This is a genomic window from Gemmobacter nanjingensis, from assembly GCF_014652195.1.
GTDB classification, from domain to species: Bacteria; Pseudomonadota; Alphaproteobacteria; order Rhodobacterales; family Rhodobacteraceae; genus Gemmobacter; species Gemmobacter caeni.
Genome location: NZ_BMYI01000008.1, coordinates 184,712 through 209,461, shown reverse-complemented (window position 1 = coordinate 209,461; position 24,750 = coordinate 184,712). Strand labels below are relative to the sequence as shown.

Here is a 24,750-nt window from a genome sequence, read left to right as displayed (position 1 = left end):
GGAGTGAAACCCGCCCTTGACCCAAAACTGAACCGAAATCCATAATCAGAGGTGGGTCAAATCTCGATGGAAAACCCGGGTCACTTCTCAGTGGAAATCAACAAACTGAGTTCAAAAATCCGCGCACGAGTTCCGAGTTTCGCACTTTCCCCGGATTGGCTGAATCGCCCTGAAACAGCCGTTAAAGCCAAGTTTTATTGATGTTTTCGGGCGATTAGCAGCTCGGGTCCGGGCGCCAGCGAGGGCGCGGATCACGCTCTGGCTACCTGTTTGGCGCAATATTTTCGTCGCGACCGCCATGACCGCCCCGAAGCCGCCCAGACACGCCACCAGAGCCTCACAGCCTCGGCAAGCGCCTTATTTTATTGAGGAAAGACGGCTGGCGACGGGTAACGACACCTAGCGACGGATAGGGCAACGCACTCTCTTAAAAACCCCTATGTTTTTGTCGCGTTACAGCACTCCTCCTCCGTTCGACAGCTGGGCACGGAAAATCCGGACGGAAGCTGCATCCACACCGAGGCGGCGAACCGCATCCATATGATTTTAAATAAATAAATGGTGACCCCGACAGGACTCGAACCTGTAACCTGCCCCTTAGGAGGGGGCTGCTCTATCCAGTTGAGCCACGGGGCCTTGTGGGCCTTCTAGCGGCGATTTCGTCGGTCTTGCAAGACTTTCCTGTTCTGGCAGAACGAAAAAGGGGGAGCGCTTTTGGCCCATCGCTCCCCCTTGGTCCCTCGCGCCGGTTGAGAGCTTGCTGGCGCGGTGGATACTGGTCGGCAGGAATGCCGTTAGCGCTATCAATAACAGGGAAACAGGCCTTGGACAAGGGGAAGCTTTGGCGCTAACAAGGATTCACGTTCTTGCGAGAATTTTGCAGAAGGTCCAACAAACGTGTCCAAGCCTCCCGTTGCCGATCCGCGCCGCACCCTGACCCTGCGGGACGTCTCCGAAGCCTCCGGTGTCAGCGAGATGACCGTCAGCCGGGTGCTGCGCAACCGCGGGGACGTTTCCGAAACGACGCGGGAACGTGTGCTTCAGGCAGCGCGTGACCTGGGCTATGTGCCGAACAAGATCGCCGGTGCGCTGGCGTCCCAGCGGGTCAATCTGGTCGGTGTCATCATACCCTCGATGTCCAACATGGTTTTTCCCGAAGTGATGATGGGCATTTCCGAAACGCTGGAGGATACCGGCCTGCAACCCGTGGTCGGCATCACCAACTACAGCCCGGAGCGTGAGGAGGCTGTGCTTTACGAAATGCTGAGCTGGCGCCCCTCCGGTGTCATCATTGCGGGGCTTGAACACAGCCCGGCGGCGCAGGCCATGCTGGAAAGCGCGGGCATCCCGATCGTCGAGATCATGGATATCGACGGCACGCCGGTTGACAGCGCGGTCGGCATCTCGCACCGGCGGGCCGGACTGAAGATGGCCGAAGCCATCGTGGCGGCGGGGTATCGGCGCATCGGGTTTCTGGGCACCAAGATGCCGGATGACCACCGCGCCCGGAAGCGGCTGGAGGGGTTCAAAGAGGGGCTGGCGGCTGCGGGTCTGTCGCTGGCTGGCGAGGAATATTATGCGGGCGGCTCGGCGCTTCTGAAGGGGCGCGAAATGACGGGGGCGATTCTCGAACGCAACCCGGATCTCGATTTCCTTTACTATTCAAACGATATGATCGGTGCGGGCGGCCTGCTTTACTGTCTCGACAAGGGGATCGACGTTCCGGGGCGGCTGGGGCTGGCGGGCTTCAACGGGGTGGAGCTGCTGGACGGGCTTCCGCGCAAGCTGGCGACGATGGATGCCTGTCGCCGCGAGATTGGCGTACATGCGGCCGAGATCATCGCGGGCAAGCGCCCCTCGGGTGTGATCGGCGGTGAGCGGATCGAGCTGTTCCCGACGCTTGAGCCGGGCGACACCATCCGCAAGGGATGATCCCGCCCGGCCCGGAGGTTCAGTAGACCAGCCCGTCGAACAGGCCGTAGACCCCTGCAGCGCTGCCAAGGTCGCGGCCGCGTCCGCGATCATTGGCATAGGCCACGATGGCGGAATAGGTGCCGGGGCCGAAAGCGCCATCAATGCCGCCCCGGTAGTAGCCGCGCGCGGCCAGGCCGCTTTGGATCCGGCGGCGGTCGTAGGCGCTGTAGGAATTGAAAGCCTGCGCCGAGGGCGTCATCCATATGCTCGGGCGCGAGGGCTGCTGATAGCGGTCATAATGCGGGGCGGGGCGGTAGACCTGCCGATAGACGGGGCGGGGCTGCACATATTGCGGTTGCACATAGCGCGGCCGCTGGTTCCGGCGTGCCTCGTCCAGCAGGCGGTCGACCACCATGGCGGCGGCCACCCCTTTGAGGAAGTTGCGTTCATTCCGGCCAAGCGCCTGCGCGGGGGCGGCGGCGGTCAGGCCGATGGCCAGCGCGGTGATGGTGGCAATGGCGGCACGGCCGAACCGGCGCGGTGCAGTTGATGCGGGAGCAGAGATGACAGCGGGCAGCATGTCCGTTCCTTTCTGTTTGCGGATTCGCTGTCCCGACAGATGCACCCCGTTGCCGCGCTAGGCAAAATCGGTGGCCTGTTATCGGATAACAAGGCAGGTTGACCAGCTTGGGCACCCTGGCCGCGTGGTGGGCAATCCGATGATGGGACCAGAAGTTGCCGTGCCAGCGAAGGGTGGCGCGACGCTATAGAAGGTTGACCTGCATAAGGCTCTCCGGGGCCGTCTGGACTTGACGGAGAACAGCAGGTTTACCGGGTGCCATCACCCTGCTTTTCGGCCGGGCAACGGGGGCGAGACGACGTGCGGATCGTCCGCGATTTCACATCGGTGACGGGCGTGACCTGCCAGAACCGCGCTAGGGGCGCGATGAATTTGGCGGTGACGCGGGCGGAGACTCTTCCGATGGTCGGGGCGGAGAACATCTGGATACATCGCGGCGCCGGGGCCGGGGCTGCGGGTTGCCATCGGCAGCTTTCTGGCCCATCGGTGCCCTGCCAGGCGCCGCAGGGCTATACAAGGGGTGGGATTTGCTGTAGGCGCGGCGGCAAGGCTCCGAATGATTCCGGGGCAGCACGGGCAGGGAGGCCCGGCTGCAAGGGGAATGGCAGGGCCGTCACAGGGCCTTCCCGCCCCTTCAGGTAACAGACATGACTGATCTTCCGATTGCGGCCCCGCTGGCAGCGGCGCTTGCCGCCAAGGGCTATGAAAGCCTCACCCCCGTGCAGGAAGCCGTTCTTGCGCCCGAATTGCTGGGTCGCGACGCGCTGGTTTCGGCGCAGACCGGCTCGGGCAAGACCGTGGCCTTTGGCCTTGCCATGGCGCCCGAGGTGCTGGGCGGCGCGGACATCCTCAAGCCCGCCGAGGCGCCGCTGGCGCTGATCATCGCGCCGACGCGCGAACTGGCGCAGCAGGTCGCGCGCGAACTGGAATGGCTTTATGCTGAGGCCGGCGCCCAGATCGCCACCTGCGTCGGTGGCATGGACTACCGCACCGAACGCCGCGCGTTGTCCTTCGGCGCGCATATCGTCGTGGGCACGCCCGGCCGCCTACGCGACCATATCGAGCGCGGCAGCCTTGATATGTCGCTGCTGCATGTCGCCGTGCTGGACGAAGCCGATGAGATGCTCGACCTTGGTTTTGCCGAGGATCTGGAGTTCATTCTCTCTGCCGCGCCGGAAGGCCGTCGCACGCTGATGTTCTCGGCCACTGTGCCGAAAGAGATCGAGAAACTCGCGTCCACCTTCCAGCGTGACGCGATCCGTCTGCAAACGGCGGGCGAGGCGAAGCAGCATGGCGATATCGAATATCGCGCCTTCAACGTCAGCCCGCGTGACCGCGAACACGCGATCTTCAACGTGCTGCGCTACTATGAGGCGCGCACGGCCATCGTGTTCTGCAAGACCCGCGCCAACGTCAATCATCTGCTGGCGCGGATGGGCAACCGGGGATTCCAGGTCGTCGCCTTGTCGGGCGAGCTGAGCCAGACCGAACGTATGCATGCGCTGCAAGCGCTGCGTGACGGGCGCGCGCGGGTCTGTATCGCCACGGACGTTGCGGCGCGCGGCATCGACTTGCCGGGGCTGGAACTGGTGATCCACGCCGATCTGCCGTCGAATTCGGAAACCCTGCTGCACCGTTCGGGCCGCACCGGCCGGGCGGGCAACAAGGGCGTATCCGCGCTGATCGTGCCGCCGTCGGAATTCCGCAAGGCCTCGCGTCTGCTGCAAGGTGCCAAGGTCGTGGCGGAATGGGCCAAGGCCCCTTCGGCTGACGAGGTTCAGGAACGTGACGACGCGCGGCTTATGGAACTGCCGCTGCTGTCCGACCGGCCGGGCGAAGAGGCCGCGCTGGCGCGGGATCTGATCGAGCGCTACGGCGCCGAGCATATGGCGGCGGCTTTCGTGCGGTTGTGGCGCGATGCGCGTTCGGCGCCCGAGGTGCTTCAGGACATGGCGCCCCCTGCTGCGGCGGCCCCCTCGGCCCCGCGCGACCGCAACGCCTTTGGCGAGGCGGAATGGTTCCTGCTGACGGTCGGCCATGAGGGTCGGGCGGAGGCGCGCTGGCTGTTGCCGAAAATCTGTGATGGTGTCGGCATCACCAAGAACGAGATCGGTGCGATCCGCGTGCAGCAGACCGTGACCTTCGTCCAGATCGCCAAGGCGGCGGCTGGTCGCATCGGGGCGCAAGTGGAGCTTGAGCCCGGCCTGAACATGGAGCGCGTCGAGGGCGAGCCGCAGTTTGGCCGCCCGGAACGCGGTGGCCCGCGTCCTGAGCGCGCTCCGCGCCCGGACCGTGGTGACCGGACTGATCGCGCGCCGCGTCGTGACAAGCCTGCCTATCAGCCGAAACCCTCGCGCTTTGTAGATGAGGGCGAGGCCGCGCCGCGCCCTGCGCGGGAGGACCGCCCGGCCCGGGACCGGGACGAACGCCCGGCGCGTGCCTGGGAAGATCGTCGCCCCGCAGCGGCTGAGGGAACCCGCAAGCCCTATGCGAGCCGCGAGCGTGAGTATCCGCAACGCCCGGAAGGCGCCGAGACGGAAAAGCGCAGCTACAAGCCGCGCGAAGCCGCGCCCTATGGCCGCAAGGCACAGGGCGAGGAGGCCGCTCCTGCGCGCAAGCCCTACACCCCGCGCGACTCCGGGGACCGCAAACCCTATGCCCCGCGTGAGGCGGGAGAGCGCAAACCTTACGCCCCGCGCGACGGTGCGGACCGCAAGCCCTACACGCCGCGTGAGGGTGGCGAGCGCAAACCCTATGGCGCCCGCGATACAGGGGACCGCAAACCTTACGGAGCGCGGGACGAGGGCGACCGTAAACCCTATGCGCCGCGCGGTGCCGGGCCCGAGGGCGGCGACCGCAAGCCGCGCTGGTCGGCGGGGGATCGCGCCACGAAGGGCGGCGATACCAAACCGGCGGGTAAATCGGCTGGCTTCAAGTCGCATGGCGGCGGCAAGGACAAGCCCACCCGCGCGGCCGGAACGAAGTCGCACAAGGCGGAAGGCGGTTTCGCGGCGAAGTCCGGCAAGGGCAAACCCGCGCCGCGTCCGGTGGATGCGCGCGACACCTCCAAGCGCTTCGTGCCGCCGAAGAAGAAGTAAGACGCGGATGCGGGGCATTCAGCCCCGCAGTGGCACCATTGCCTTGATCGCCGCGACATGGGCGGGGGTTGCCCCGCCCGCATCCTCCGCAAGCTCGGCTGCTGTGGCCATCAGGGTCTCCGGCGCGACGATGCGGTCCAGCAGACCCCAGGCCAGCGCTTCTTCCGCGCTGGCCTTTACACCTGCCATCAGGATCATCTTGGCCCGTGACGGCCCGACCAGCGCGGCCAGACGGCCGGGGTCCGACGGCTGTGGCAGGAAGCCAAGCTTCATCACCGGGTAGAAGAATTTCGCTCCCGGTACGCCGATCCGCAGGTCACAGGCCAGCACCATGCCCATGGCGCCCCCGGCCAGCGTGCCGTTCAGCGCGGCGATGGTCAGGCAGGGCAGGGCGGCGATGCGGCCCGACAGCCGTTCCCAGACATCGGCGGTGGCAAGCCCTGCGCGGGCTTCGTCCAGATCGGCCCCGGCAGAAAACACCTTGCCGGCGCCCGTCAGCACCAGCACCCGCGCGCCCTCGGCCCCGGCGCGGATCGCGAGGCTGTCCAGTTCCTCCAGCATGGCGCGGGTCAGCGAATTGGCCTTGTCGGGCCGGTTCAGTGTGACGGTCCAGACACCGCCGTCGACAGACAGTTCGATCATGCCAACAGCCCCACCTTGCGCCGGATGTTTTCGTCCCTGAGCGAAATTTCCTCGCCCCGCCAGTCATCGGCTTCGGGGCTGCACATCCACAGCAAGGCCTGCGCGGGCCAGTCGGCGGGAATATGGTCTGTCACCTCAAGACGGCTGACAGGGTTGATGCCTGATGCCTTGATCTGCACCTGCATCCCGGTCGCGACCGTGCCGGGCGACAGACCCATGACGCGCAGCCACTGGCCTTCCTCCAGATGCAGGGCGCGCGTCAGCATCGCCGCCCCGGCCTTCGAGGCGCAATAGGCGCTCCAGCCCTCCAGTGGCCGGTGCGCTGCGCCGGAAGAGATGGTGATGATCGTGCCGGTACCGGCGGATTTCATCACCGGAAGCGCCGCGCGGATGCCGTTGAACACCCCCGCCAGATTGACCTGCACCGCCTGTGCCCAAAGCGCGGGATCGGCGTCTTCGATCCGCGCTATCGGCTCAATCATTCCGGCGTTGTTGACCAGCACGTCAAGCTGTCCCCAGTGTGCGACAATCTGCGCCACCGCAGCCGAAACCGCCGCTGCATCCGCCACATCGCAGGCCAGCACCAGGGCGCGATCCGCGCCGATATCCGCCGTCAGCGCCGCCATTTCCGCTTCGCTGCGTGCCAACAGGGCGACTTTCGCGCCTGCGGCCGCGAAAACCCGCGCCGCCGCCGCGCCGATCCCCCGGCTTGCGCCGGTAATCGCCACTACCTTCCCGTTCATCACCATGCCTTCTTCCCTCCGTCACGCAGGCTTGATACCTCATGTGACATCGCGCCGGAAAGCCTTGACCGGCCCATGCCACTCGCGGATGCTGTTGCATCATTACAGCAGGAAGGTTTCGTTATGACCCGATTGAAATTCATGTGCTCGACCGCCTGCGTGGCGCTTCTGGCGGGCAATGCCGCTTTGGCGGATGTGACTCCCGAACAGGTCTGGGAGAACTGGAAGACGCTCAGCACCTCCTACGGCCAGACGATGACGACCGGCAGCGAAGCCCGCGAGGGCGATACGCTGGTGATTCGCGGCATCGACCTTACGTCGAAGAACGAAGGGGCCGAGGCAGTGATGCATCTGGACGAGGTGCGCCTGAAGGAACAGGGAGACGGCACCGTCGAGATGACGATGAGCGAGACGTCCAGCATGACGGTGAAAACCGAAGCCGAGGGTGAGGTGCCCGCAACCACCACCGGGCTGACGATTGCCACCCCCGGCATGCGCGTCATCGTCTCGGGCACGCCCGAGGAAACCCGGTATGATTTCACCGGCTCCAGCGTGAAAGCATCACTGTCCGGCATCGAAGGCCCGAAAGACGTCCCCGAGGATCTGAAGCTCGAGGCGACGCTGCGCGGCCTTTCCGGCAATTACCTGGTCTCGGGCACGACCGATTTGGTGGTGACCAGCAATCTGGCGGCGGACAGCCTTGGCATTGTGATCAGCGGCACGGATACCGCAGACAACAGCAAGGTTGACGTCAAGGCCGACATGACCGCGCTGACCGGGCAGTCGACTTCGCGGATGACCGGCGGCGTGGCAGATGATTTTCTGGCCGCGCTGAAAGCGGGCAGCGCGATGGAGGGCAGCTTTGCCTATGCCGGTGGTACCATGGACATGAAGGTCGATGGTGCGGAAGGCCCGATGCAGATTTCGGCCTCCAATACCGGCGGCAGCCTTTCTTTCGCGATGGACGCCAGCCGTCTGGCCTATGGTGCCGGTGCGAAGGACGCGCGCGTCACGGTCTCGGGTGCGCAGATCCCCTTCCCGCAGGTGAATTTCGGCTACAAGGAAGGCGCGTTCAATCTGGTGATGCCGGTTTCCCGAACCGACGCCCCCGCCGATTTTGCCTTCCTGACCAAGCTTGTCGGGCTGACCGTCTCGGATGAGATCTGGGGCATGCTGGACCCGACAGCGCAGCTGCCGCGCGACCCCATGAACGTGGTGCTGGATACCAAGGGCAAGGTCACGCTGAACGTCAATCTGCTGGACGAGGCCGAGATGGCCGCGCTGGGTGAAGGCGCTCCGGGCGAGATCAATGCGCTGGACATCAACGAACTTCAGGTCACCGCCGCAGGGGCCGAGGTCACGGGTTCGGGCGCGCTGACCTTCGACAACAGCGATATGGAAACCTATGGTGGCGTTCCGGCGCCGACCGGCCAGATCGACCTGAAGGCCGTGGGCGTCAACGCGCTGCTGGACAAGCTGATGGCCATGGGGCTGGTCCCTGAGGATCAGATGATGGGCACCCGGATGATGCTGGGCATGTTCGCCAAGGTCGATCCCAGTGCGCCGGATACCATGACCTCCACGCTGGAGTTCAAGGACAAGCACTTCTTCGCCAACGGCATGCAGCTGCAATAACCTGCACCCGACATCCCTTGGGCCGCCCTCATCGGGCGGCCTTTTTCGTGAAAGGAAACGCCCCTCATGCAATCAGACGCGCTGTTCGCCCAGTTGCACCGTGAGGCCGAGGCGCTGGGCGGCGCGCGGCTTTTTACCATCAGTGTGCAGGACCCCGATGTGGGACTGGCGCGCCGGGCTTACAGTTCGGATCACACGGCCTATCCGCTGTCCGTGCCAAAGCCGATCCAGCAGGACGCCTGGTCGCGCCGCGTGCTGATCGAGGGGAAGCCCTTCATCGCCAATACCACGGCGGAGTTTGCGCCTTATTTCTTTGATCATGCGCAGATCAATGCGCTGGGCTGTCATTCCGCGATCAACCTGCCGGTGCTTGATGGCGGGCAGGTGATCGGCACAGTGAACATTCTGGATGTGGAAAACCACTTCACCCCGGATCGGGTGACGGCCTTGCAGGACTTGCTGGCGGCGCAACATGTGGCGCTGGTTGCGGCCATGCGCGCCGTGCCGGTGGGCGGTTCGGTGGCTGAGGCGCGTCTGGCGCGGTTGCGCGTGCGGATGGTCGAGGCGGGGGTGGATCTGGTGGCGCTGGCGCCCGGCGCGCATCTGCGCTGGCTGCACGGGTTCGCGCCGATGCCGGATGAACGGCCCTGCCTCGCGCTGATCGGCCATCGTACCGCTGGCTGGCTGATGCCCGCGCTGAACGGCGAGGAGGTGGCGGCGCACAGCGACTGGGCGCAATGGCGCTGGGCGGATGATCAGGGGCCCGCCGCCGCGCTGGCTGAGGCGCTGGCCGCGCTTGGTGACATTGGCACGGTCAGTCTGGATGAAACCATGCGCGCCGACCATGCCCTGCTGCTGCTGGACGCGCTGCCCGCTGCCGGTCGGATGTTTGCCTCGGAAACCGTGGGGCATCTGCGGCTTTGCAAGGATGCGACCGAAATCTCCGCCCTGCGCGAAAACGCCCGCATCGCCGATCTGGCGCAACAGGCCCTGCGCGCCGCGATCCGCCCCGGCCAGACGGAGCGGCAGGTGGCCGAAGCCGCGCGCGCCGCTTTCAAGGCCGAAGGCGCGGTGCCGGAGTTCACCATCATCGCCAGCGGCCCGAACGGGGCTTTCCCGCATCATCACACCGGCGACCGGGTCATCGCGGAAGGGGACATCCTCGTCTGTGACATTGGTGCCCGCAAGGATGGATACTATTCCGACATCACCCGCATGGCGGCCTGTGGCCCCGCGCCCGAAGGCTATGCCGAGGTACATGCCGTGGTCGAGGCGGCGGTGCAGGCCGCGCTGGCCGTTATCCGCCCCGGCATCCCGGCGCGTGACGTTGATGCAGCGGCCCGCGCGGTGATCGCGACGGCGGGCTACGGCGATTTCTTCACCCACCGCACGGGCCATGGCGTCGGGCAGGAAATCCACGAGCCACCCTATATCAGCGGCACGTCTGACGTGATCCTGGCGCCGGGAATGGTGTTCTCGGTCGAGCCGGGCATCTATCTGCCCGGCCGGTTCGGCATCCGGCTGGAGGAACTCGCCGTCGTCACCGAAACCGGATGCGAGATCCTGTCGTCGCTGCCGCGCGATCTGCATATCGCATAAGTCTTGCACGCAGGCGCCGGGCGGCTTAGCTCGGTCCTGCACAGGAAGGACATGCCATGACCGATCTCGCTACCCTGACCCATGCCCTGCTCGACGCGGCCCGTAAGGCGGGCGCCGAGGCTGCCGATGCACTGGCGGTAGAGGGCACGGCGCTGTCCATCGACATCCGTCAGGGCAAGCTGGAACAGGCGGAACGGGCCGAACAGATCGACCTTGGTCTCCGCGTGCTGATCGGCGGGCGGCAGGCCTGTGTTTCGGTCTCGGATACCTCACCGCGCACGTTGGCCGAGGTGGCGGAACGCGCCGTCGCCATGGCGCGCGAGGCCCCGGCGGACCCATACGCGGGGCTGGCTGATCCCGGCCAGATCGCCCGCGACTGGGATCTGGCGGCGCTGGATCTTGCCGATGACGCGCCCGAACCCAGCCCTGCCGCGCTGGAACAGGCCGCCCGTGCCGCAGAAGACGCCGCCATGGCCCGCGCCGGCATCCGGCAGGTGGAGGCTTCCGCCGGCCATTCGCGCCGCCGCATGCACCTTGCCGCGACCAACGGCTTTTCCGGTGGCTATGCCCGCAGCGCCACCTCGGTTTCCGCCGTCGCTTTCACCGGCGAGGGCACGGGGATGGAGCGTGACTGGGCCGGGGAATCCCGCATCCATATCGCCGACATGCCACGGCCAGAGGAAACCGGCGCCCTGGCCGCCGAACGTGCGCTGGCGCGGGCGGGGGCGCGCAAACCGGCGACCGGCACCTATAATGTGCTGTTTGACGAACGGATCGCGCAAAGTCTGATCGGCCACCTTCTGTCGGCAGTGAATGGTGCCTCCATCGCGCGCGGCTCAAGCTGGCTGCGCGATGCTTTGGGGCAGCAGGTGTTGCCCAGGGGGTTGTCGGTGATCGAGGATCCGCATCGCGCGCGGATTTCCGGCTCGCGTCCTTTCGATGCCGAAGGGCTGCCGACGCAGCGCCGTGCCATTGTGGAAAACGGCATCCTGACCGGCTGGACGCTGGATCTGGCTACCGCGCGCAAGCTTGGTATGGCCTCCACCGCCAATGCGGCGCGCGGCACCACGTCGCCGCCTTCGCCCGCGACCTCGAACATCGACCTGACGCCGGGCACCGCCACGCGCAAGCAACTGATCGGGCAGATGGGGACCGGGCTTCTGGTGACCTCGATGATCGGCTCGACCATCAACCCGACTACGGGGGATTATTCGCGCGGCGCCAGCGGCTTCTGGGTCGAGGATGGTGAGATCGCCTACCCGGTCAATGAATGCACCATCGCGGGCAATCTGCGGACCATGCTTCTGTCGATGATCGCCGCCAATGATGCGCGGCCGCATTTGTCAACCCGCGTGCCCAGCCTGCTGGTGGAAGGGATGACGCTTGCGGGTCAATGAGGATGACCTTGTCCTGATCACCGATGCGGCCCGGCAGGCGGGTGCGCTGGCCATGCGATACTGGCGGCAGGCGCCGAAATCCTGGGAAAAGCCGGGGCAGGGGCCTGTCAGCGAGGCTGATCTGGCGGTGAACGCCCTGCTGCACGACTTGCTTTTGAAGACGCGTCCTGGTTACGGCTGGCTGTCCGAGGAAGACGCAGACACGCCTGAACGGCTGGGCGCCGCGCGGCTGTTCGTTCTGGACCCGATCGACGGCACCCGTGCCTTCATCGCGGGCGAGGATACCTTCGCCGTTTCGCTGGCCGTGGTAGAGCAGGGCATCCCGGTGGCGGGTGTGGTCCATCTGCCGGCGCTGGACCGCACCTATACGGCTGCACTGGCGCAGGGGGCACGGAAGAACGATGCGCCGATCCGCGCCTCAGGCCGGGCCGGGGTCGAAGGGGCGACGCTGCTGACCACCGGGCCGAACATGGCGCCGGAGCACTGGCCCGGCGGGGTGCCGGACCTGAAACGCAGCTTTCGCCCCTCGCTGGCCTATCGGCTCTGTCTGGTGGCAGAGGGGCGGCACGACGGCATGCTGACGCTGCGCGATGCCTGGGAATGGGATATCGCCGCCGGGGCGCTGATCGCGGCCGAAGCGGGCGCCACGGTGACTGACCGGCTGGGCCAACCGCTGCGGTTCAATATCGCCCATCCGCAGGCGGCGGGGGTGATCGCTGCGGCGCCGGGATTGCATGCGGCGCTGCTGTCGCGCTTGGGCCATGGCTGATCGGGCGCTCCACCTCTATCTGCCCGCACATCTGCGGGCAGATCACGAAGCGGGCAAGACCAATATCCTCAGCCGGATCATCGAGGCGCTGCCGGGCTGGGCGCTGCATCACCACCCGGAGGCTGAAGGCGCCGAGCCGCCCGCGCGTGGCGGCTATACCCTGACCCATATGCAAGAACCGCATGACCGGCGCACGTTGTGTCTGCGCCGCGCCTATTACTATCCGTTCTGGCGGATCGAGCCGACCAACGAGCGCTGGAACTTCGCTGTCGCGCGCAAGACGCCGGATTGCAGCCGCATCCCGCCACGCGCCCGAGCCTTCCAAGCGCGGTTGCGCGAACGTGTGCTGGCAGGGCGCGAGTCAAAGCGCGAGGGCTTTGTCTTCATGCCCTTGCAGGGCCGCCTGCTGGATCACCGCTCGTTCCAAAGCATGAGCCCGATGGCGATGATCGCCGAGACGCTGGCGCGTCAACCCTTGCCGGTGGTGGCGACGCTGCATCCCGGCGAGACCTATACCGGGGCCGAGCGCGTCGCGCTGGCTGGGGTGACAGACCCGCGTTTCCGTCTGGTCGAGGCGCCTTCTGCCGAACTGCTTGCCCGCTGCGATTATGTGGTCACGCAAAACTCCAGCGTGGCCTTGCAGGCGATGATCGCGGGCAAGGGGGCGGTGTTGTTTGCCGGGATCGACTTTCATCACCCCGCCGGTTCGGTCCTGCGCGACGGGATCGAAGCCGCCTTCGCGCGTGGGGCCGCGCCGCCAGACCGCATGGCCGAATATCTGTGGTGGTTCTTCCGGCACGAGGCGATTGACGCGCAGGCCCCCGACGCCCCGGCCCGGATCGCGGCGCTTCTTAAGGCCCAAGGCTGGCCGATCGCCTAGAACACCCGCATAAAAAAGGCGGCCCCGAAGGACCGCCCTTTCCGAAATTCAGCGCAAAATCAGATGGCCGAGCTGATCCAGTTCGCCAGCGCGGCTTTCGGCGCGGCGCCGATCTTGTTCGACACCACCTGCCCGTCCTTGAACAGGAACAGCGCCGGAATGCCGCGCACACCCAGAACAGCCGGGCTGTCGGGGTTTTCGTCGACATTGACCTTCACGATCTTCACCTTGCCCGCATATTCAGTGGCGAGTTCCTCCAGCGCCGGGCCGATCTGGCGGCACGGGCCGCACCATTCGGCCCAGAAATCCACCACGACCGGGATCGGCGATTTGCGGACTTCTTCATCGAAAGTGGCATCGGTGACGGCTACGGTTGCGGCGCCCATGATCGTTCTCCAAGGGAATCTGTCAGGCAAGAAACGTAAGGAGCCGGGCGCGCAGCGTCAAGGACTAGCGGCTGCGGCATAGCCGACCTCACGATATCGGGATGCTCGCCAGCCGCCGCGCCGCCGCGCGCCCCGCATGAAGGCCGGTGGCCCAGCTTGCGGTCAGCAGATAGCCGCCGGTCGGCGCCTCCCAGTCCAGCATTTCTCCGGCGGCAAAAAGGCCTGGCAGGGCTTTCAGCTCCAGATCATCGGTGAGGGCCGCGCGCGCGATCCCCCCCGCTGAGGATATCGCCTCGTCCAGCGGGCGGGGGCCTGTATGGGGCACCGGCAGATGCTTCAGCAGGGGGGCCAGATCGGCGGGCAGGGGCCGGGCCAGTTCCATCACCAGCGCGGTCGTCGCGGGCGGCAATCCCAGCTTGCGCAGCCGGTTACTGGCACTTTCGCCCGGCTTCATCCGCACCAGCCGGTCGCGCAGTGTCGCCAGTGTGAGATCGGGGAACAGATCCAGCGCCAGAGGTGCCCCCAACCGCAAGTCGCGGCTGATTGTGTAGATCCCGCCGCCTTCAAGCCCGCGGGCCGAGATCACGAACTCGCCCCGCTCGCGCCGGTCGCCCGCAATCAGGCAGGTGCCCTTGACCGGCTGGCCGAAATGCCGCGCCATATGGGGGGACCAGCCCATGCAAAAGCCCATGTTCGCCGGGGCGAAGGGCGTTATCTTCACGCCCCGCGCGGCCAGCCAGGGCAGCCAGGCCGCATCTGACCCCAGCCGGGGCCAGCTTGCGCCGCCAAGCGCCAGCACGGTGACGGCAGGGCGCAGCGCTTGCGGGCCCTCCGGCGTGTCGAAAATCAGCGCATCGCCATCAAATCCGGTCCAGCGCCAACGGCGGCGCAGGTCCACGCCCTTCCGCGCCAACCGCTCCAGCCAGGCCCGCAGCAGCGGTGAACCTTTCAGAGCCACCGGAAACACCCGCCCCGACGAGCCGGTGAAGACCTCTTGCCCCAACCCGCGACAGAAGTCCTTCACCTGTTCGGGGCCAAAGGCCGCCAGTATCGGTGCCAGCCATCCGGCATCGTACTGCGCGGCGAAGGCGGGCAGCGGCTCGTCCTTCGTCACGTTCAGCCCGGATTTCCCCGCCATCAGCAGCTTGCGCGCAGGAGAGGGCTTGGCCTCTGCCACCACGACCGGATGCCCCGCATCGGCCAGCGCCTCGGCTGCCATCAGCCCGGCCGGACCGGCGCCGATGACCAGCGCTCTCATGCCCCCGCGGCCTCGGCGCCCGCGTTGCGGAGATGGACCACGCGCTGCGGGAAGGGCATCTCGATCCCGTTGTCCTTCAGCGCGTTCCAGATGGCGAACAGCACGGGGGATCCGAAGCGGTTCTTGCCATCGTCAATGCCGTTGACCCAGTATTCCACCGCGAAATCGACAGAACTTTCGCCAAAGCCACGCAATTCGCAATCGGGCCCGTCGGGTTCGGTCAGCACGAAGGGCAGCGCGGCGACTGCCGCCTCGATGATCTCCGGCACCTTGTTGATATCGGTGTCATAGCTGACCGAGAACTCTGCCTCGTAACGGTTGGCTGACCCCTGATCGGAATAGTTGACCACGCGCGAGGTGATGAAATGGTCATTCGGCACCACGATCCATTTGCCATCGAAGGTTTCCAGAATGCAGGCGCGGGCAGTCATCCGGACGATGGTGCCCTTTTCGCCGCCGTCCAGTTCGACGTAATCGCCGACGGTGGTCTGGCCTTCCAGCAGCAGGATGATGCCGGACACGAAGTTCGCAGCGATCTGTTGCAGGCCAAGGCCGATCCCGACACCCAGCGCACCGCCCAGAACCGCGACCGCGGTCAGGTCGATGCCCATGATCGACATCAGCAGCAGGAACGAGGCGCCGAAGATCATAACCTCGGTTGCCTTCACCGCCAGTTCGCGGGTGGCCGGGCGCAGCTCTTCCTGTTTCTTGATGTAATCGGCGCTCTGCCGGTTCGACCAGGCGCCCAGCCAGAACAGCAGCGATCCCGCAATCAGCCCCCGGATCAGTGCCATGACCGAGAAGCGGATGTTGCCGAAAGCGATGATGGTTTCTTCCAGCCGCAGCGAAATCTCGTCCAGGATGCCAAGCGCATAAAGCGCGGCGACCGGAATCAGGACATAGCGACCCAACAGCCGCAGGAAGCTGTCACGCAGCACCTCGCGCACGAAGATCCGGGCGGCGAGGAACAGGAAGATGCGCTTGCCAAAGGCGATAACGGCACCCGAGCCGAACAGCGAGCGGGTGATCTCTTCTCCCAGAGCGGTGAAGGCCCAGGCGAAAAGAGGCAACAGAAGCGGCAGGAAGCGGCTGGCGAACAGGCGCGCCGTGACCATATAGCCAGTCTTGCCCTCCGGCGGGGTGATCAGCCGCATGAACAGTGGCTGGGTCCGCAGCGTCAGCAGCCGCGCGGCCATGAAGGCCACGATCAGCAGGGCGAATTGCGACCAGGCGGCGGGCGACAGCAGCCAGAGCTTTGCCGTCTCGACCGCCGGGTCCAGCCATTCATGCAGCACGAGGAAGAATTCGGATTGCTTGTCCATTGCGATGCCCCAATACGCCGGGTCCGACCTGCCGGGAATGGCGGAGGCTTCGCAGAACCCGCCCGCCGGTGCAAGCCTTCGTCACCGGCAGGGCGGGTGCCCCAACGTCAGATCATGCGGATCGTATCTTTCTCGACCGAAAGCACATAGCCGCGCCGGGCGATGGTCTTGACCAGAAGTTCCGACACCAACTGGTTCCCCAGCGCGTCGCGCAGCCGCTTGACCCGCGTGGCGCCCGATGCCTCGTCGCAATCCGCCTCGGTCCGGCCCGAGATCACCGCCTCGATCTGCGCGCCGGTCAGCACCTCGTCATCCATCCGTGCCTCGGCCAGCACCGACAGGGTTTCGATGGCGGCCTCGGTCAGCTTGAATTCCAGATCGTTGATATAGACCGCCCGGCTTTCCCGGCTGATCATCAGGGACGACACGGTGATCCCCGACCGCTGGATGGCTGACATCCGGCGGTTTTGCCCCACGATGGTCAGCAGGAACACCAGACAGGCCACCAGCAACCCGGCGGAAAACACCAGAAGCACGAAGATGACCATGCGATAGCTCGACAGCACCTCCTGAAAGGTGGTGCCGGATTGCGCGATGATCTCCAGCAGCTTGATCTCGGCCAGGGTGCGCAGGTCGTCGTTTTCGACGAAGAGCTTTTCCACCCGCGCATTGAAGGCATTGGCGTCAGGCAGGCTGAGAAACAGGAACACCGCCGCCGCGGCGAGAATCGCGACAATGGCGGCGACGCCGAAAGCGGCCGTGCGGTTCCCCGCGCGGAGACTTTCAGTAACGGAGGAAGTAATCTCCGGCACTCGATCGCCTTTCATTGAGGCCCTCGGGGCCGAAGGTGGACACGATATTTAAGAGCTTCCAGCCCTGCGCGGCAAGGCGCGGCGCCAGTTCGGCGCGGGCGCCCTTCTTGTTGCAGGCGGAAACTTGCGCCACGCCGTAGTGCAGGCGCAGCGGGTTGTCCTGCTTGGCCTTGTAATCGGCATAGCATTCGGCAGCCGCAGGCATGGCGACAAGGCAGGCAAGGGCGGCTGCAAGAAGAACGCGGATCATGGCGCAGGCTCCGGTTAGGGTCTTTGCATACTGAGGGGGAAGCGCCTGTAATTCAATAACCTGAGCGGAGATTGGCCGTTGTTATCGGATAACGCGGCCGTGTCATTGCCTGTCCTGCGGCGCCGGGCGAATATGCCTGCAATGACTGGCGAACCATGAGTCGCCGGCATCGACGCAGAGCAGAAGAACAGGAGATTTCAGATGACCCAACCCCGCCACCGGGGGCGGCTTTCGCCGCAGACCCGTTTCGCCCTGACCATGATGGCTGCACTCGCGGTGATGATTGCCCTGACGCTGTCCGCCCTTCCGGGGCAGGGAAATGCCACGACGACCTGCAAGCTGGAACTGTCGGAGCCGGCGCATCGCGCCTGTGACGTCTGATCCGTGGCGCGTCCGGTTCCCGATCTGAGCCTTGAGGATGAGGCCCTGTCCCGCTTCCCCGGCCCGATTGCCGGCGTGGATGAAGTCGGGCGTGGTCCGCTTTGCGGGCCTGTCACCGCAGCGGCTGTGATTCTCGATCACGCGCATCTGCCGGAAGGCATATCCGACAGCAAGACCCTGTCATCTGCGACGCGCGAACGGCTCGCCGAAGAAATTCAGGCTTCGGCACTGGTCGGCATCGGTCACGCGAGCGTCGAGGAGATCGACGCGCTCAATATCCTTCAGGCCAGCTTTCTGGCCATGCGCCGCGCTGTCGCCGCGCTGGCCGTGGCGCCGGGCTTCGTTCTGGTCGATGGCAACCGTCTGCCCCCCGGCCTCCCCTGCGCGGGACAGGCTGTGGTGAAGGGGGACGGGCGCAGCCTGTCCATCGCAGCCGCCTCGATTGTTGCCAAAGTGGCACGCGATCGCATCATGGTGGATTTGGCGCAACAGCACCCCGGCTACGGCTGGGAGCGCAATGCCGGTTACCCGACCAGGGACCACCTTCAGGCGCTTCTAGATTTTGGGGTGACCCCTCATCATAGGCGTTCGTTCCGCCCGGTCCACAATATCTTGTATCAAGACGTTTCTATAACTCGTTGATTCAAAAAAGAATTTGACGGGGAATCGTCTCTGACTCATCTTGGGACACAAGATAACGGCCCGCAGAGGCCGCAGACCGAGGCAGTAATGACGATCAAGAAGACCCGTGCGGAGGCCCCCGGCCTGCCGCTTAACCAGATCATTGCCGGTGACTGTATCGAGGCCATGAACAGCCTTCCGGCCGGCTCGGTGGATCTGATTTTCGCAGATCCGCCCTATAACCTTCAGCTGAAGGGCGAGCTTCATCGTCCCGACAACAGCAAGGTGGATGCGGTCGATGATCACTGGGACCAGTTCTCCAGCTTCTCGGCCTACGACCGTTTCACCCGCGACTGGCTGACCGCTGCGCGGCGCCTGCTGAAGCCGACCGGCGCGATCTGGGTGATCGGCAGCTATCATAACATCTTCCGCGTCGGCGTCGCCATGCAGGATGCGGGCTACTGGATGCTGAACGATGTGGTCTGGCGCAAGACCAACCCGATGCCCAACTTCCGCGGCAAGCGTCTGACCAACGCGCATGAAACGCTGATCTGGGCCAGCCGCGATGAGGCGGCCAAATACACCTTCAACTACGAGGCGCTGAAAGCGCTCAATGACGGTGTGCAGATGCGCAGCGACTGGGTGCTGCCGATCTGCACCGGGCATGAACGGCTGAAGGATGAAAACGGCGACAAGGCGCATCCGACGCAGAAGCCCGAAAGCCTGCTGCACCGCATCCTGATCGCCACTACCAACCCCGGCGATGTGGTCCTCGACCCATTCTTCGGCACGGGCACCACCGGCGCGGTGGCCAAGATGCTGGGCCGTGATTTCATCGGGATCGAGCGGGAGGAAAGCTACCGCAAGGTTGCCACCGAACGTATCGCGCGTATCCGCAAGTTCGATGCCTCGGGGCTGGAAGTCACCGGCAGCAAGCGGGCCGAGCCGCGTGTGCCCTTTGGTCAGGTGGTCGAACGCGGCATGCTGCGTCCGGGGGAAGAGCTTTATTCCGTCGGCAACCGCTTCAAGGCCAAGGTCCGCGCCGATGGTACGCTGATCGGGAACGAGGTCAAGGGCTCGATCCATCAGGTCGGGGCGGCCTATGAAAAGGCGCCTTCCTGCAATGGCTGGACCTACTGGCACTTCAAGCGGGATGGCAAGATGATCCCCATTGATATCCTGCGCCAGCAGATCCGCGCCGAGATGGAGGCTGACGAGCGTCAGCATCACTGAGGCGCCGTTTCCCATAAGCTCAAAAGTTACGCCTGTGCTCCGGTCCGCCGGGGGCACACCTCCCCGCCATGCCTGCATGGCGGGGCTTTTTGCATGCGGTCAGAACCTGCATGCCCGGCCTGTTTCATCCCTTTGCGCGGCCGTGCGTTGGTCCGAAACCCCGCTTCCGGCTTTTGCAGCCTGCGCGGAATACCATCCGGGCCATCAGGCTGCGGGCGGGGATATCTCGCAGACCGTCAGCGGCGCATCGAAACCGTCTGGATGCGCGATCTGTGCAGGGCGGTTCAGGCATTCACTTTCCCGAACCTGCCCTGGAGGCCGGTAGAAATGGCGTCAAACCCCTGAGGTCAGGGGCGCTATTTCGCGTCAATGGCTTAGGGGTAATTGGGTGAGAGGCTGGACAACGACCCAAGCGGGGCTCGTTACGGCTGCTTCCTTCCGGACCTGACCGGGTTGGCGAGGCGCTCGCCCGCGCCAACCTCTCGAGGCATCACATAGGCAAGGTGGCGGGATTCTGCAAGCCCTTGCGTTCAGCGGGGCAGGGCGGCGATCAGCTTGGCCAGGGCGGTCCTGAACCGCTCGGGCGCGGTGTCGCGGCTTTGCAGGTGGTCGCCGGGGGTGAGAACCAGAACGGTGTCGCCGCCGCGTGCGGCCAGCAGGGCCTTGCTGGTTTCAGGGGGTACGATCCGGTCCGCCTCGCCATGAAAGATCAGCAGCGGACCCTTGAAGGCGATAAAGGAATTTGTCACCCGCGCCTGTGACAGATCAAGCCCGTGGCTGAAGCCGAAGGCGGGCAGGGCCAGCGCGGTTCCGATCCCACCCAGAGGCAGCGCCATCCGGCGGGTGATGTGGCGCAGTGTGGCGGGAAAATCCAGCGCGGGGGCATCCAGAACCACGCCAGCGGTCATCCCGGCACGGTCGGACCGGGCCAGAAACTGTCCGGCGATGCTGCCCCCCATCGAGGCTGCGACCAGCAGCACCGAGTCATAGCCCTGACTTTTCGCCCAGTCATAAGCCGCCTCCAGGTCGCGCCATTCGGTCAGGCCGAAGGCATGCAGGCCGTCAGGGGCGGGCGGGGCGCCCGCGTCGTTGCGATAGGTGATCAGCAGAACGGGCAGACCCGCCTGATGCAGTTGCGGCAGGAAAGGGTAGCCGTCCTCGCGCGCGCCGCCGATCCCATGAACGAAGATAGCAAGCCGTTTGCCATCTGCGCCGGGGGCAGGGATTAACCATGCGGGGGCGGGGCCCAGCGGCGTCTCCAGTTCGACGTCCTGCCATGCCATCCCGAAAGCGCGCCCCGGATCGCCGCGATAGCCGATTTTCAGCGGATCGTCTATTTCAGGCTGAGCCAGCGCCGAGAAGGCGCGGCCGGTCAGTACCTCGACCATCAGCCGATGCGCAAACCATGCCGACCCCAGCACCGCCAGCAAGGCAAGGAGCGCGGCGGCAGTCAGAAGGCGCCTGATCCAGCGGCTGCTCATGTCAGATCACCCCGGCCAGACGTGCGCCTTCCAGCAGGTTTTCGGCCACATGATTGGCATGAACCCCCTCAGTCGGCAGGATGTCAGGCACCTGCACCACTACGCAGCCTGCCTCGCGGGCGGAGCGGGCGCCGGTTTCGCTGTCCTCGAACACCAGACAGCGCGCTGGGGCGACACCCAGCCGCGCGGCGGTCAGCAGATATGGCTCGGGATGCGGCTTTGGCGCGCTCACGTCATCGCGGGTGATGACATGGTGGAAATGGCGCGACAGGCCCGCCATCTCCAGCTTGCGCAGGCCGCTTTCGCGAGCCGAAGAGGTGCAGAGTGCCATCGGCAGGTTGATAAGCTCCAGAATCTCGCGGGCGCCGGGCTTCAGGGGCACATCACCGTCGAGGGCGGCGTGGAAGGCGGCATCCCAGCGCCGGACAAGATCGGCGACATCCGTCTGCGGAAACCACGCCCGCAGCAGAAGCTGGCCGCTGGGGCCGTCCTTGCCGATCAGATCGTGGAACAGATCGTCACCCGCGATCAGCCCCATATCGGACAGAACGCCGCGCCCGGTCCGCATGGCGACTGATTCCGTGTCGATCAATGTGCCGTCCAGATCGAAGATCACCGCATCGAACATCGCATTCCCCGTCGCTGGCCCGTTTCGCGTCCGAGGTCTAGCCGATCACAGGTGCAGACGGAAGCGGGCGAAGCCTTCGGGGGTGGTGCCAAGAGGTTCCGGGTGCAGATGGGCCACCTCTGCCAGATGACGGGTGGCCTCGGGTGCGGTGTCGAAGGTCACGCTGGTGCCAGGCAGCGGCAGAAAGCTGAAGGAAGTCGTCTGGCTGGCAGTGGCAGGGGGGCTGGCGAAATGGCGCAGCAGGATGTCGCGGATCATGGCGTGGCCCACATCCACCAGACGTTCGGGCACCATACGTTCGGGCCGCGCCGCGAGATAGCCGCCGCAGCCTGCCGCGCGGTAACTGTTGGTCGCCAGCAGGAATGTCTGCCCGGGCCGCACCGGCTGTCCCTGATGGCACAGGTCCTGGATGCGCCGGGCTCCGGGATGCACCAGCGCGCCATGGCGGTCGTAACGGGCGGGCTGGCTGAGGTCGATCCGATAGCTCAGGCCGAGGATATGATCATGGTTATAGCTCGGGAAATCCTCGTCGATCAGCGGGGTATCCCGGCTGCCGGGCGCGATCTCGCGGTAGATGCCGGTCGCGTTTTCCAGCCAGTCAGCGATTTCCGCCCCGCTCAGCTTCAAGACGGCAATCGTGTTCGGGTAGATGTAAAGATCCGCGATATTCCGCAGGGCAAGCGGGCCTGCGGGGATGTCGGTATAGTTACCGGGGCCGCCGCGTCCACCCGCCTTGAACGGAGAGGCGGCAGACAGCAGGGGCAGATCGGCCTCGGGCTGGTCCCGAAGCTGGTGACGCACATAGCTGGCCTGCGCCTCGGCGACAACATCCAGTACGGCCGAGGGCGTGATCGTGGCAAAGTAGCTGTGCAGGGCCACGGCGGTCTGACCGGCGGGGCGACGGATATGGGTCAGTATCGCGGCATGATCCGCCGCAACCGCAGCGGTGAGGGATGGGTCCGGGGATATTCCGGCGGAGGGTCGCAGGTGCGCATGGCCCTTCGTCACCTGCCAGCCCCGCCTCGGGTCATGCGCAAGGTCAAGGTCGATCACCCCCAGATGGGAGGCGTAGTGGCCCGGCAGCACCACAGGCCGCCCGAAAACCAGCCCGCGCTTCAGATCCATGCCGGGGGCGACAGGATATCCCGGCCCCGGAAAGGGCAGATGGCTGTGCCCCGCGATGATCGCATCTATCCCCGGAAAACGCGCAAGGTCGGTCGCGGCATGCTCGGCATTGAACCCGGCATCGGCGGGGCCAAGCCCGGAATGCGCCAGCGCGATCACGATATCCGCCCCGGCCGCACGCAATTCCGGCACCTGCGCGGCCGCAGAGGCGAGAATATCCTGCGTCTCTACGCGCCCCTCCAGAACATTCCGGTCCCATTGCACGATCTGAGGGGGCACGAAACCGATGACTCCGATTCGGATCGCATGTCGCTGGCCATCCGACCCGGTCAGTTCATGCCGCAGCAGACACCACGGCGGCAGCAGCGGCGCGGTGGGCTGCCTGCAGGTCACATTTGCGGTCACGACCGGAAACCGTGCGGCCTTCAGCGCCGCCATCAGCCGCTCCAGCCCGAAGTTGAATTCGTGATTGCCCAGCGTGGCAGCGTCATAGCCAAGGTGGTTCATCGCGATCAGCGCGGGATGCGGGCCGCTGTCGGGCGTGAGCACTTGCTGCATCGCGAAATCGCCCAGCGGATTGCCTTGCAGGAAATCGCCATTGTCAAACAGCAGACTGTCCGGCGCCTCGGCGCGGGCCTGCGCGATCAGGGTCGCAACCCGAGCGAGCCCGATATCGTCCCGCTCCTGATCCGCGTAATAATTATAGCCCAGAACATGCGAATGCACATCGGTCGTGGCCAGAATGCGCAGCCGTGCGGTGAGGGGCGAAGCAGCAGGCGCGGGCACCGGCGCGTTGCGGTCTGAGGGCATGCTTTTCCTGTTTTCTCCGCATGATAGCGGATGCGGGAAATGACTTTGGGTCTGTCTAACGGCCTATCTAGCCGGTGGGACTTTGCGGCTGTCAATCTTGCAACGAGAATATTTCTACTCTGGGTTGCGATTGGCGCAGTCCTGTCGTTGCGGGTTTGCGTCATGCCCCGGCTCGTGCCAGAAAGCGGCGCAGGGCAGCGCGCGGGAGGATCGGATGCGCCATTCGGAAACCGTGACTTTCGGCGGCTCGGGGCTGGATCGCGCGGCGCATCTGCGCGGCGATGCCGAGGCGCTGACCCGGCTGCGCGCCGGGGGCGGGCAGGTGCTGGTGCTGTGGCGCGGGCGCATTCCGGTGGCGGATACGGGCGGATTGGTCTGGGTGGCTGCCGATCATCCGCTTGTCGCAGGCCTTCCGGCGCCGGTCTTTCTTGGGCTGGACGACGGCATTGCGCGCTTCGCGGTCGACCTGCCGGGCTGGGTGCCTGCCGAAGGGGCGCCGACACCCGCCTTTCTGGATCAAAACCGCATACGTCACCCGCAACTTGCAGCAGACCATGGCTTTGCCGAATTGCGGGCCGAGATGACGCGGCTGACAGCGCGAGAGGCCGAGCTGGCCGCGACGGCGCGGGCGATCCTGGGCTGGCACAGTTCTCACGGGTTCTGCGCGGCCTGCGGCGCCGCGACCGAGATGGTCAATGCGGGCTGGCAACGTGCCTGCGCGCAATGCGGCGCCCAGCATTTTCCGCGCACCGATCCTGTGGTGATCATGCTGATCACGCGGGGCAACCGGGCGCTGCTGGGCCGCTCGCCGGGCTGGCCCGAGGGAATGTACTCCTGCCTTGCCGGTTTCATGGAGCCGGGCGAGACGGTCGAGGCCGCCGTGCGCCGCGAGGTGGCCGAGGAAACCGGCATCCGCGTCGGTGCGGTGCGCTACCTTGCCAGTCAGCCCTGGCCCTTTCCGGCCTCGCTGATGATCGGCTGTGCGGGCGAGGCGCTCAGCGAGACGATCACGCTGGACCCGGTCGAACTGGAAGATGCCTTGTGGGTAAGCCGCGAGGAACTGATGGAGGCGATGGCTGGCGCGCATCCTGTGATACATCCGGCCCGCAAGGGCTCGATTGCGCATTTTCTGCTGTCGAACTGGCTTGCAGACCGACTTTTTTAATCGGAAACTTACACGATAACA

The 24,750-nt window shown here is 65.6% G+C and carries 22 protein-coding genes, 1 tRNA gene and 1 other RNA gene; 11 read left to right on the top strand and 13 right to left on the bottom strand.

Going from position 1 to position 24,750, the window contains the following annotated elements; genetic code table 11:
- Window positions 1-559 precede the first annotated feature (559 nt).
- Window positions 560-636: transfer RNA gene (locus IE126_RS14535), tRNA-Arg, on the bottom strand.
- 261 nt (window positions 637-897) lie between these two features.
- On the opposite strand from IE126_RS14535, the gene IE126_RS14530 reads away from it, so the two are divergent.
- Entirely contained in the window at window positions 898-1,932 is a 1,035-nt protein-coding gene (locus IE126_RS14530) for a LacI family DNA-binding transcriptional regulator (protein ID WP_054304264.1), read from the top strand.
- A gap of 19 nt (window positions 1,933-1,951) precedes the next feature.
- On the opposite strand, the gene IE126_RS14525 is transcribed toward IE126_RS14530, so the two are convergent.
- Complete coding sequence (locus tag IE126_RS14525; RefSeq protein WP_054304263.1) at window positions 1,952-2,494, bottom strand: peptidoglycan-binding protein; 543 nt, start codon at window positions 2,492-2,494, stop codon at window positions 1,952-1,954.
- Window positions 2,495-3,141: 647 nt separating this feature from the next.
- On the opposite strand from IE126_RS14525, the gene IE126_RS14520 reads away from it, so the two are divergent.
- Window positions 3,142-5,592: a DEAD/DEAH box helicase gene (locus IE126_RS14520; RefSeq protein WP_189381416.1), complete on the top strand. Its 2,451-nt coding sequence runs from the start codon at window positions 3,142-3,144 to the stop codon at window positions 5,590-5,592.
- Window positions 5,593-5,610: 18 nt separating this feature from the next.
- On the opposite strand, the gene IE126_RS14515 is transcribed toward IE126_RS14520, so the two are convergent.
- Together IE126_RS14515 and IE126_RS14510 are read right to left on the bottom strand one after the other, a co-directional pair.
- On the bottom strand, window positions 5,611-6,234 hold the full coding sequence (locus tag IE126_RS14515) for an enoyl-CoA hydratase/isomerase family protein (RefSeq protein WP_189381415.1): 624 nt from the start codon (window positions 6,232-6,234) through the stop codon (window positions 5,611-5,613).
- The gene (locus IE126_RS14510; RefSeq protein WP_189381414.1) at window positions 6,231-6,983 is read right to left on the bottom strand and encodes an SDR family oxidoreductase; all 753 of its coding nucleotides are present in this window, start codon (window positions 6,981-6,983) and stop codon (window positions 6,231-6,233) included. The genes IE126_RS14515 and IE126_RS14510 overlap by 4 nt, the downstream gene beginning before the upstream one ends.
- 117 nt (window positions 6,984-7,100) lie before the next feature.
- Between IE126_RS14510 and IE126_RS14505 the strand changes: the two genes are divergently transcribed.
- The 5 genes from IE126_RS14505 (at window position 7,101) to IE126_RS14485 (ending at window position 13,257) form a co-directional block, all read left to right on the top strand.
- The gene (locus IE126_RS14505; protein WP_189381413.1) at window positions 7,101-8,612 is read left to right on the top strand and encodes a DUF2125 domain-containing protein; all 1,512 of its coding nucleotides are present in this window, start codon (window positions 7,101-7,103) and stop codon (window positions 8,610-8,612) included.
- A gap of 66 nt (window positions 8,613-8,678) precedes the next feature.
- Window positions 8,679-10,211, top strand: a complete 1,533-nt coding sequence (locus tag IE126_RS14500; RefSeq protein WP_108130560.1) for a M24 family metallopeptidase — start codon at window positions 8,679-8,681, stop codon at window positions 10,209-10,211.
- Window positions 10,212-10,267: 56 nt separating this feature from the next.
- Complete coding sequence (locus IE126_RS14495; protein ID WP_189381412.1) at window positions 10,268-11,608, top strand: TldD/PmbA family protein; 1,341 nt, start codon at window positions 10,268-10,270, stop codon at window positions 11,606-11,608.
- The gene (locus tag IE126_RS14490) at window positions 11,595-12,377 is read left to right on the top strand and encodes a 3'(2'),5'-bisphosphate nucleotidase CysQ (RefSeq protein WP_268245816.1); all 783 of its coding nucleotides are present in this window, start codon (window positions 11,595-11,597) and stop codon (window positions 12,375-12,377) included. Before IE126_RS14495 ends, IE126_RS14490 begins: the two co-directional genes overlap by 14 nt.
- On the top strand, window positions 12,370-13,257 hold the full coding sequence (locus IE126_RS14485; RefSeq protein WP_189381411.1) for a hypothetical protein: 888 nt from the start codon (window positions 12,370-12,372) through the stop codon (window positions 13,255-13,257). Before IE126_RS14490 ends, IE126_RS14485 begins: the two co-directional genes overlap by 8 nt.
- Before the next feature lie 59 nt (window positions 13,258-13,316).
- Here IE126_RS14485 and trxA read toward each other — a convergent pair whose 3' ends face one another.
- From trxA to IE126_RS14460, 5 genes are all read right to left on the bottom strand, one after another.
- Window positions 13,317-13,643: a thioredoxin gene (gene trxA / locus IE126_RS14480; RefSeq protein ID WP_054304256.1), complete on the bottom strand. Its 327-nt coding sequence runs from the start codon at window positions 13,641-13,643 to the stop codon at window positions 13,317-13,319.
- An 88-nt stretch (window positions 13,644-13,731) separates the two neighbouring features.
- Complete coding sequence (locus IE126_RS14475; RefSeq protein ID WP_189381410.1) at window positions 13,732-14,901, bottom strand: TIGR03862 family flavoprotein; 1,170 nt, start codon at window positions 14,899-14,901, stop codon at window positions 13,732-13,734.
- Window positions 14,898-16,223 (bottom strand): mechanosensitive ion channel family protein, encoded by a 1,326-nt coding sequence (locus tag IE126_RS14470; RefSeq protein WP_189381409.1) that lies wholly within the window; start codon window positions 16,221-16,223, stop codon window positions 14,898-14,900. Before IE126_RS14470 ends, IE126_RS14475 begins: the two co-directional genes overlap by 4 nt.
- A gap of 107 nt (window positions 16,224-16,330) precedes the next feature.
- A complete protein-coding gene (locus IE126_RS14465) occupies window positions 16,331-17,035 on the bottom strand; it encodes a response regulator transcription factor (protein WP_054304253.1) in 705 nt (234 codons plus the stop codon).
- On the bottom strand, window positions 17,007-17,285 hold the full coding sequence (locus tag IE126_RS14460) for a hypothetical protein (RefSeq protein WP_054304252.1): 279 nt from the start codon (window positions 17,283-17,285) through the stop codon (window positions 17,007-17,009). Before IE126_RS14460 ends, IE126_RS14465 begins: the two co-directional genes overlap by 29 nt.
- 201 nt (window positions 17,286-17,486) lie before the next feature.
- Between IE126_RS14460 and IE126_RS14455 the strand changes: the two genes are divergently transcribed.
- The 3 genes from IE126_RS14455 to IE126_RS14445 all read left to right on the top strand — a co-directional run bounded on the left by IE126_RS14455 (window position 17,487) and on the right by IE126_RS14445 (window position 19,520).
- Window positions 17,487-17,666 (top strand): hypothetical protein, encoded by a 180-nt coding sequence (locus tag IE126_RS14455; protein WP_054304251.1) that lies wholly within the window; start codon window positions 17,487-17,489, stop codon window positions 17,664-17,666.
- Between the two features lie 3 nt (window positions 17,667-17,669).
- A complete protein-coding gene (locus IE126_RS14450) occupies window positions 17,670-18,308 on the top strand; it encodes a ribonuclease HII (RefSeq protein ID WP_108130564.1) in 639 nt (212 codons plus the stop codon).
- Window positions 18,309-18,395: 87 nt separating this feature from the next.
- Window positions 18,396-19,520 (top strand): site-specific DNA-methyltransferase, encoded by a 1,125-nt coding sequence (locus IE126_RS14445; protein ID WP_054304249.1) that lies wholly within the window; start codon window positions 18,396-18,398, stop codon window positions 19,518-19,520.
- A 387-nt stretch (window positions 19,521-19,907) separates the two neighbouring features.
- Here IE126_RS14445 and ffs read toward each other — a convergent pair.
- The 4 genes from ffs to IE126_RS14425 form a co-directional block, all read right to left on the bottom strand.
- An RNA gene (ffs, locus tag IE126_RS14440) (signal recognition particle sRNA small type) lies at window positions 19,908-20,004 on the bottom strand.
- Window positions 20,005-20,050: 46 nt separating this feature from the next.
- Complete coding sequence (locus IE126_RS14435; protein WP_189381408.1) at window positions 20,051-21,001, bottom strand: alpha/beta hydrolase family protein; 951 nt, start codon at window positions 20,999-21,001, stop codon at window positions 20,051-20,053.
- A 1-nt stretch (window position 21,002) separates the two neighbouring features.
- Window positions 21,003-21,629, bottom strand: a complete 627-nt coding sequence (locus tag IE126_RS14430; protein ID WP_189381407.1) for an HAD family hydrolase — start codon at window positions 21,627-21,629, stop codon at window positions 21,003-21,005.
- 45 nt (window positions 21,630-21,674) lie between these two features.
- Window positions 21,675-23,564, bottom strand: a complete 1,890-nt coding sequence (locus IE126_RS14425; RefSeq protein WP_189381406.1) for a bifunctional 2',3'-cyclic-nucleotide 2'-phosphodiesterase/3'-nucleotidase — start codon at window positions 23,562-23,564, stop codon at window positions 21,675-21,677.
- Window positions 23,565-23,778: 214 nt separating this feature from the next.
- Here IE126_RS14425 and nudC point away from each other — a divergent pair, with 214 nt between their 5' ends.
- Window positions 23,779-24,729, top strand: a complete 951-nt coding sequence (gene nudC, locus IE126_RS14420; protein WP_189381405.1) for an NAD(+) diphosphatase — start codon at window positions 23,779-23,781, stop codon at window positions 24,727-24,729.
- Window positions 24,730-24,750: the final 21 nt, after the last annotated feature.

Coding starts and splice junctions, on each gene's coding strand:
- IE126_RS14495 (WP_189381412.1), top strand. CDS start 10,268: ATGACCGATCTCGCTACCCTGACCCATGCCCTGCTCGACGCGGCCCGT.
- IE126_RS14455 (WP_054304251.1), top strand. CDS start 17,487: ATGACCCAACCCCGCCACCGGGGGCGGCTTTCGCCGCAGACCCGTTTC.
- IE126_RS14515 (WP_189381415.1), bottom strand. CDS start 6,234: ATGATCGAACTGTCTGTCGACGGCGGTGTCTGGACCGTCACACTGAAC.
- IE126_RS14510 (WP_189381414.1), bottom strand. CDS start 6,983: ATGGTGATGAACGGGAAGGTAGTGGCGATTACCGGCGCAAGCCGGGGG.
- IE126_RS14430 (WP_189381407.1), bottom strand. CDS start 21,629: ATGTTCGATGCGGTGATCTTCGATCTGGACGGCACATTGATCGACACG.
- IE126_RS14500 (WP_108130560.1), top strand. CDS start 8,679: ATGCAATCAGACGCGCTGTTCGCCCAGTTGCACCGTGAGGCCGAGGCG.
- IE126_RS14425 (WP_189381406.1), bottom strand. CDS start 23,564: ATGCCCTCAGACCGCAACGCGCCGGTGCCCGCGCCTGCTGCTTCGCCC.
- IE126_RS14435 (WP_189381408.1), bottom strand. CDS start 21,001: ATGAGCAGCCGCTGGATCAGGCGCCTTCTGACTGCCGCCGCGCTCCTT.
- IE126_RS14525 (WP_054304263.1), bottom strand. CDS start 2,494: ATGCTGCCCGCTGTCATCTCTGCTCCCGCATCAACTGCACCGCGCCGG.
- nudC (WP_189381405.1), top strand. CDS start 23,779: ATGCGCCATTCGGAAACCGTGACTTTCGGCGGCTCGGGGCTGGATCGC.
- IE126_RS14485 (WP_189381411.1), top strand. CDS start 12,370: ATGGCTGATCGGGCGCTCCACCTCTATCTGCCCGCACATCTGCGGGCA.
- IE126_RS14470 (WP_189381409.1), bottom strand. CDS start 16,223: ATGGACAAGCAATCCGAATTCTTCCTCGTGCTGCATGAATGGCTGGAC.
- trxA (WP_054304256.1), bottom strand. CDS start 13,643: ATGGGCGCCGCAACCGTAGCCGTCACCGATGCCACTTTCGATGAAGAA.
- IE126_RS14520 (WP_189381416.1), top strand. CDS start 3,142: ATGACTGATCTTCCGATTGCGGCCCCGCTGGCAGCGGCGCTTGCCGCC.
- IE126_RS14445 (WP_054304249.1), top strand. CDS start 18,396: ATGACGATCAAGAAGACCCGTGCGGAGGCCCCCGGCCTGCCGCTTAAC.
- IE126_RS14505 (WP_189381413.1), top strand. CDS start 7,101: ATGACCCGATTGAAATTCATGTGCTCGACCGCCTGCGTGGCGCTTCTG.
- IE126_RS14460 (WP_054304252.1), bottom strand. CDS start 17,285: ATGATCCGCGTTCTTCTTGCAGCCGCCCTTGCCTGCCTTGTCGCCATG.
- IE126_RS14475 (WP_189381410.1), bottom strand. CDS start 14,901: ATGAGAGCGCTGGTCATCGGCGCCGGTCCGGCCGGGCTGATGGCAGCC.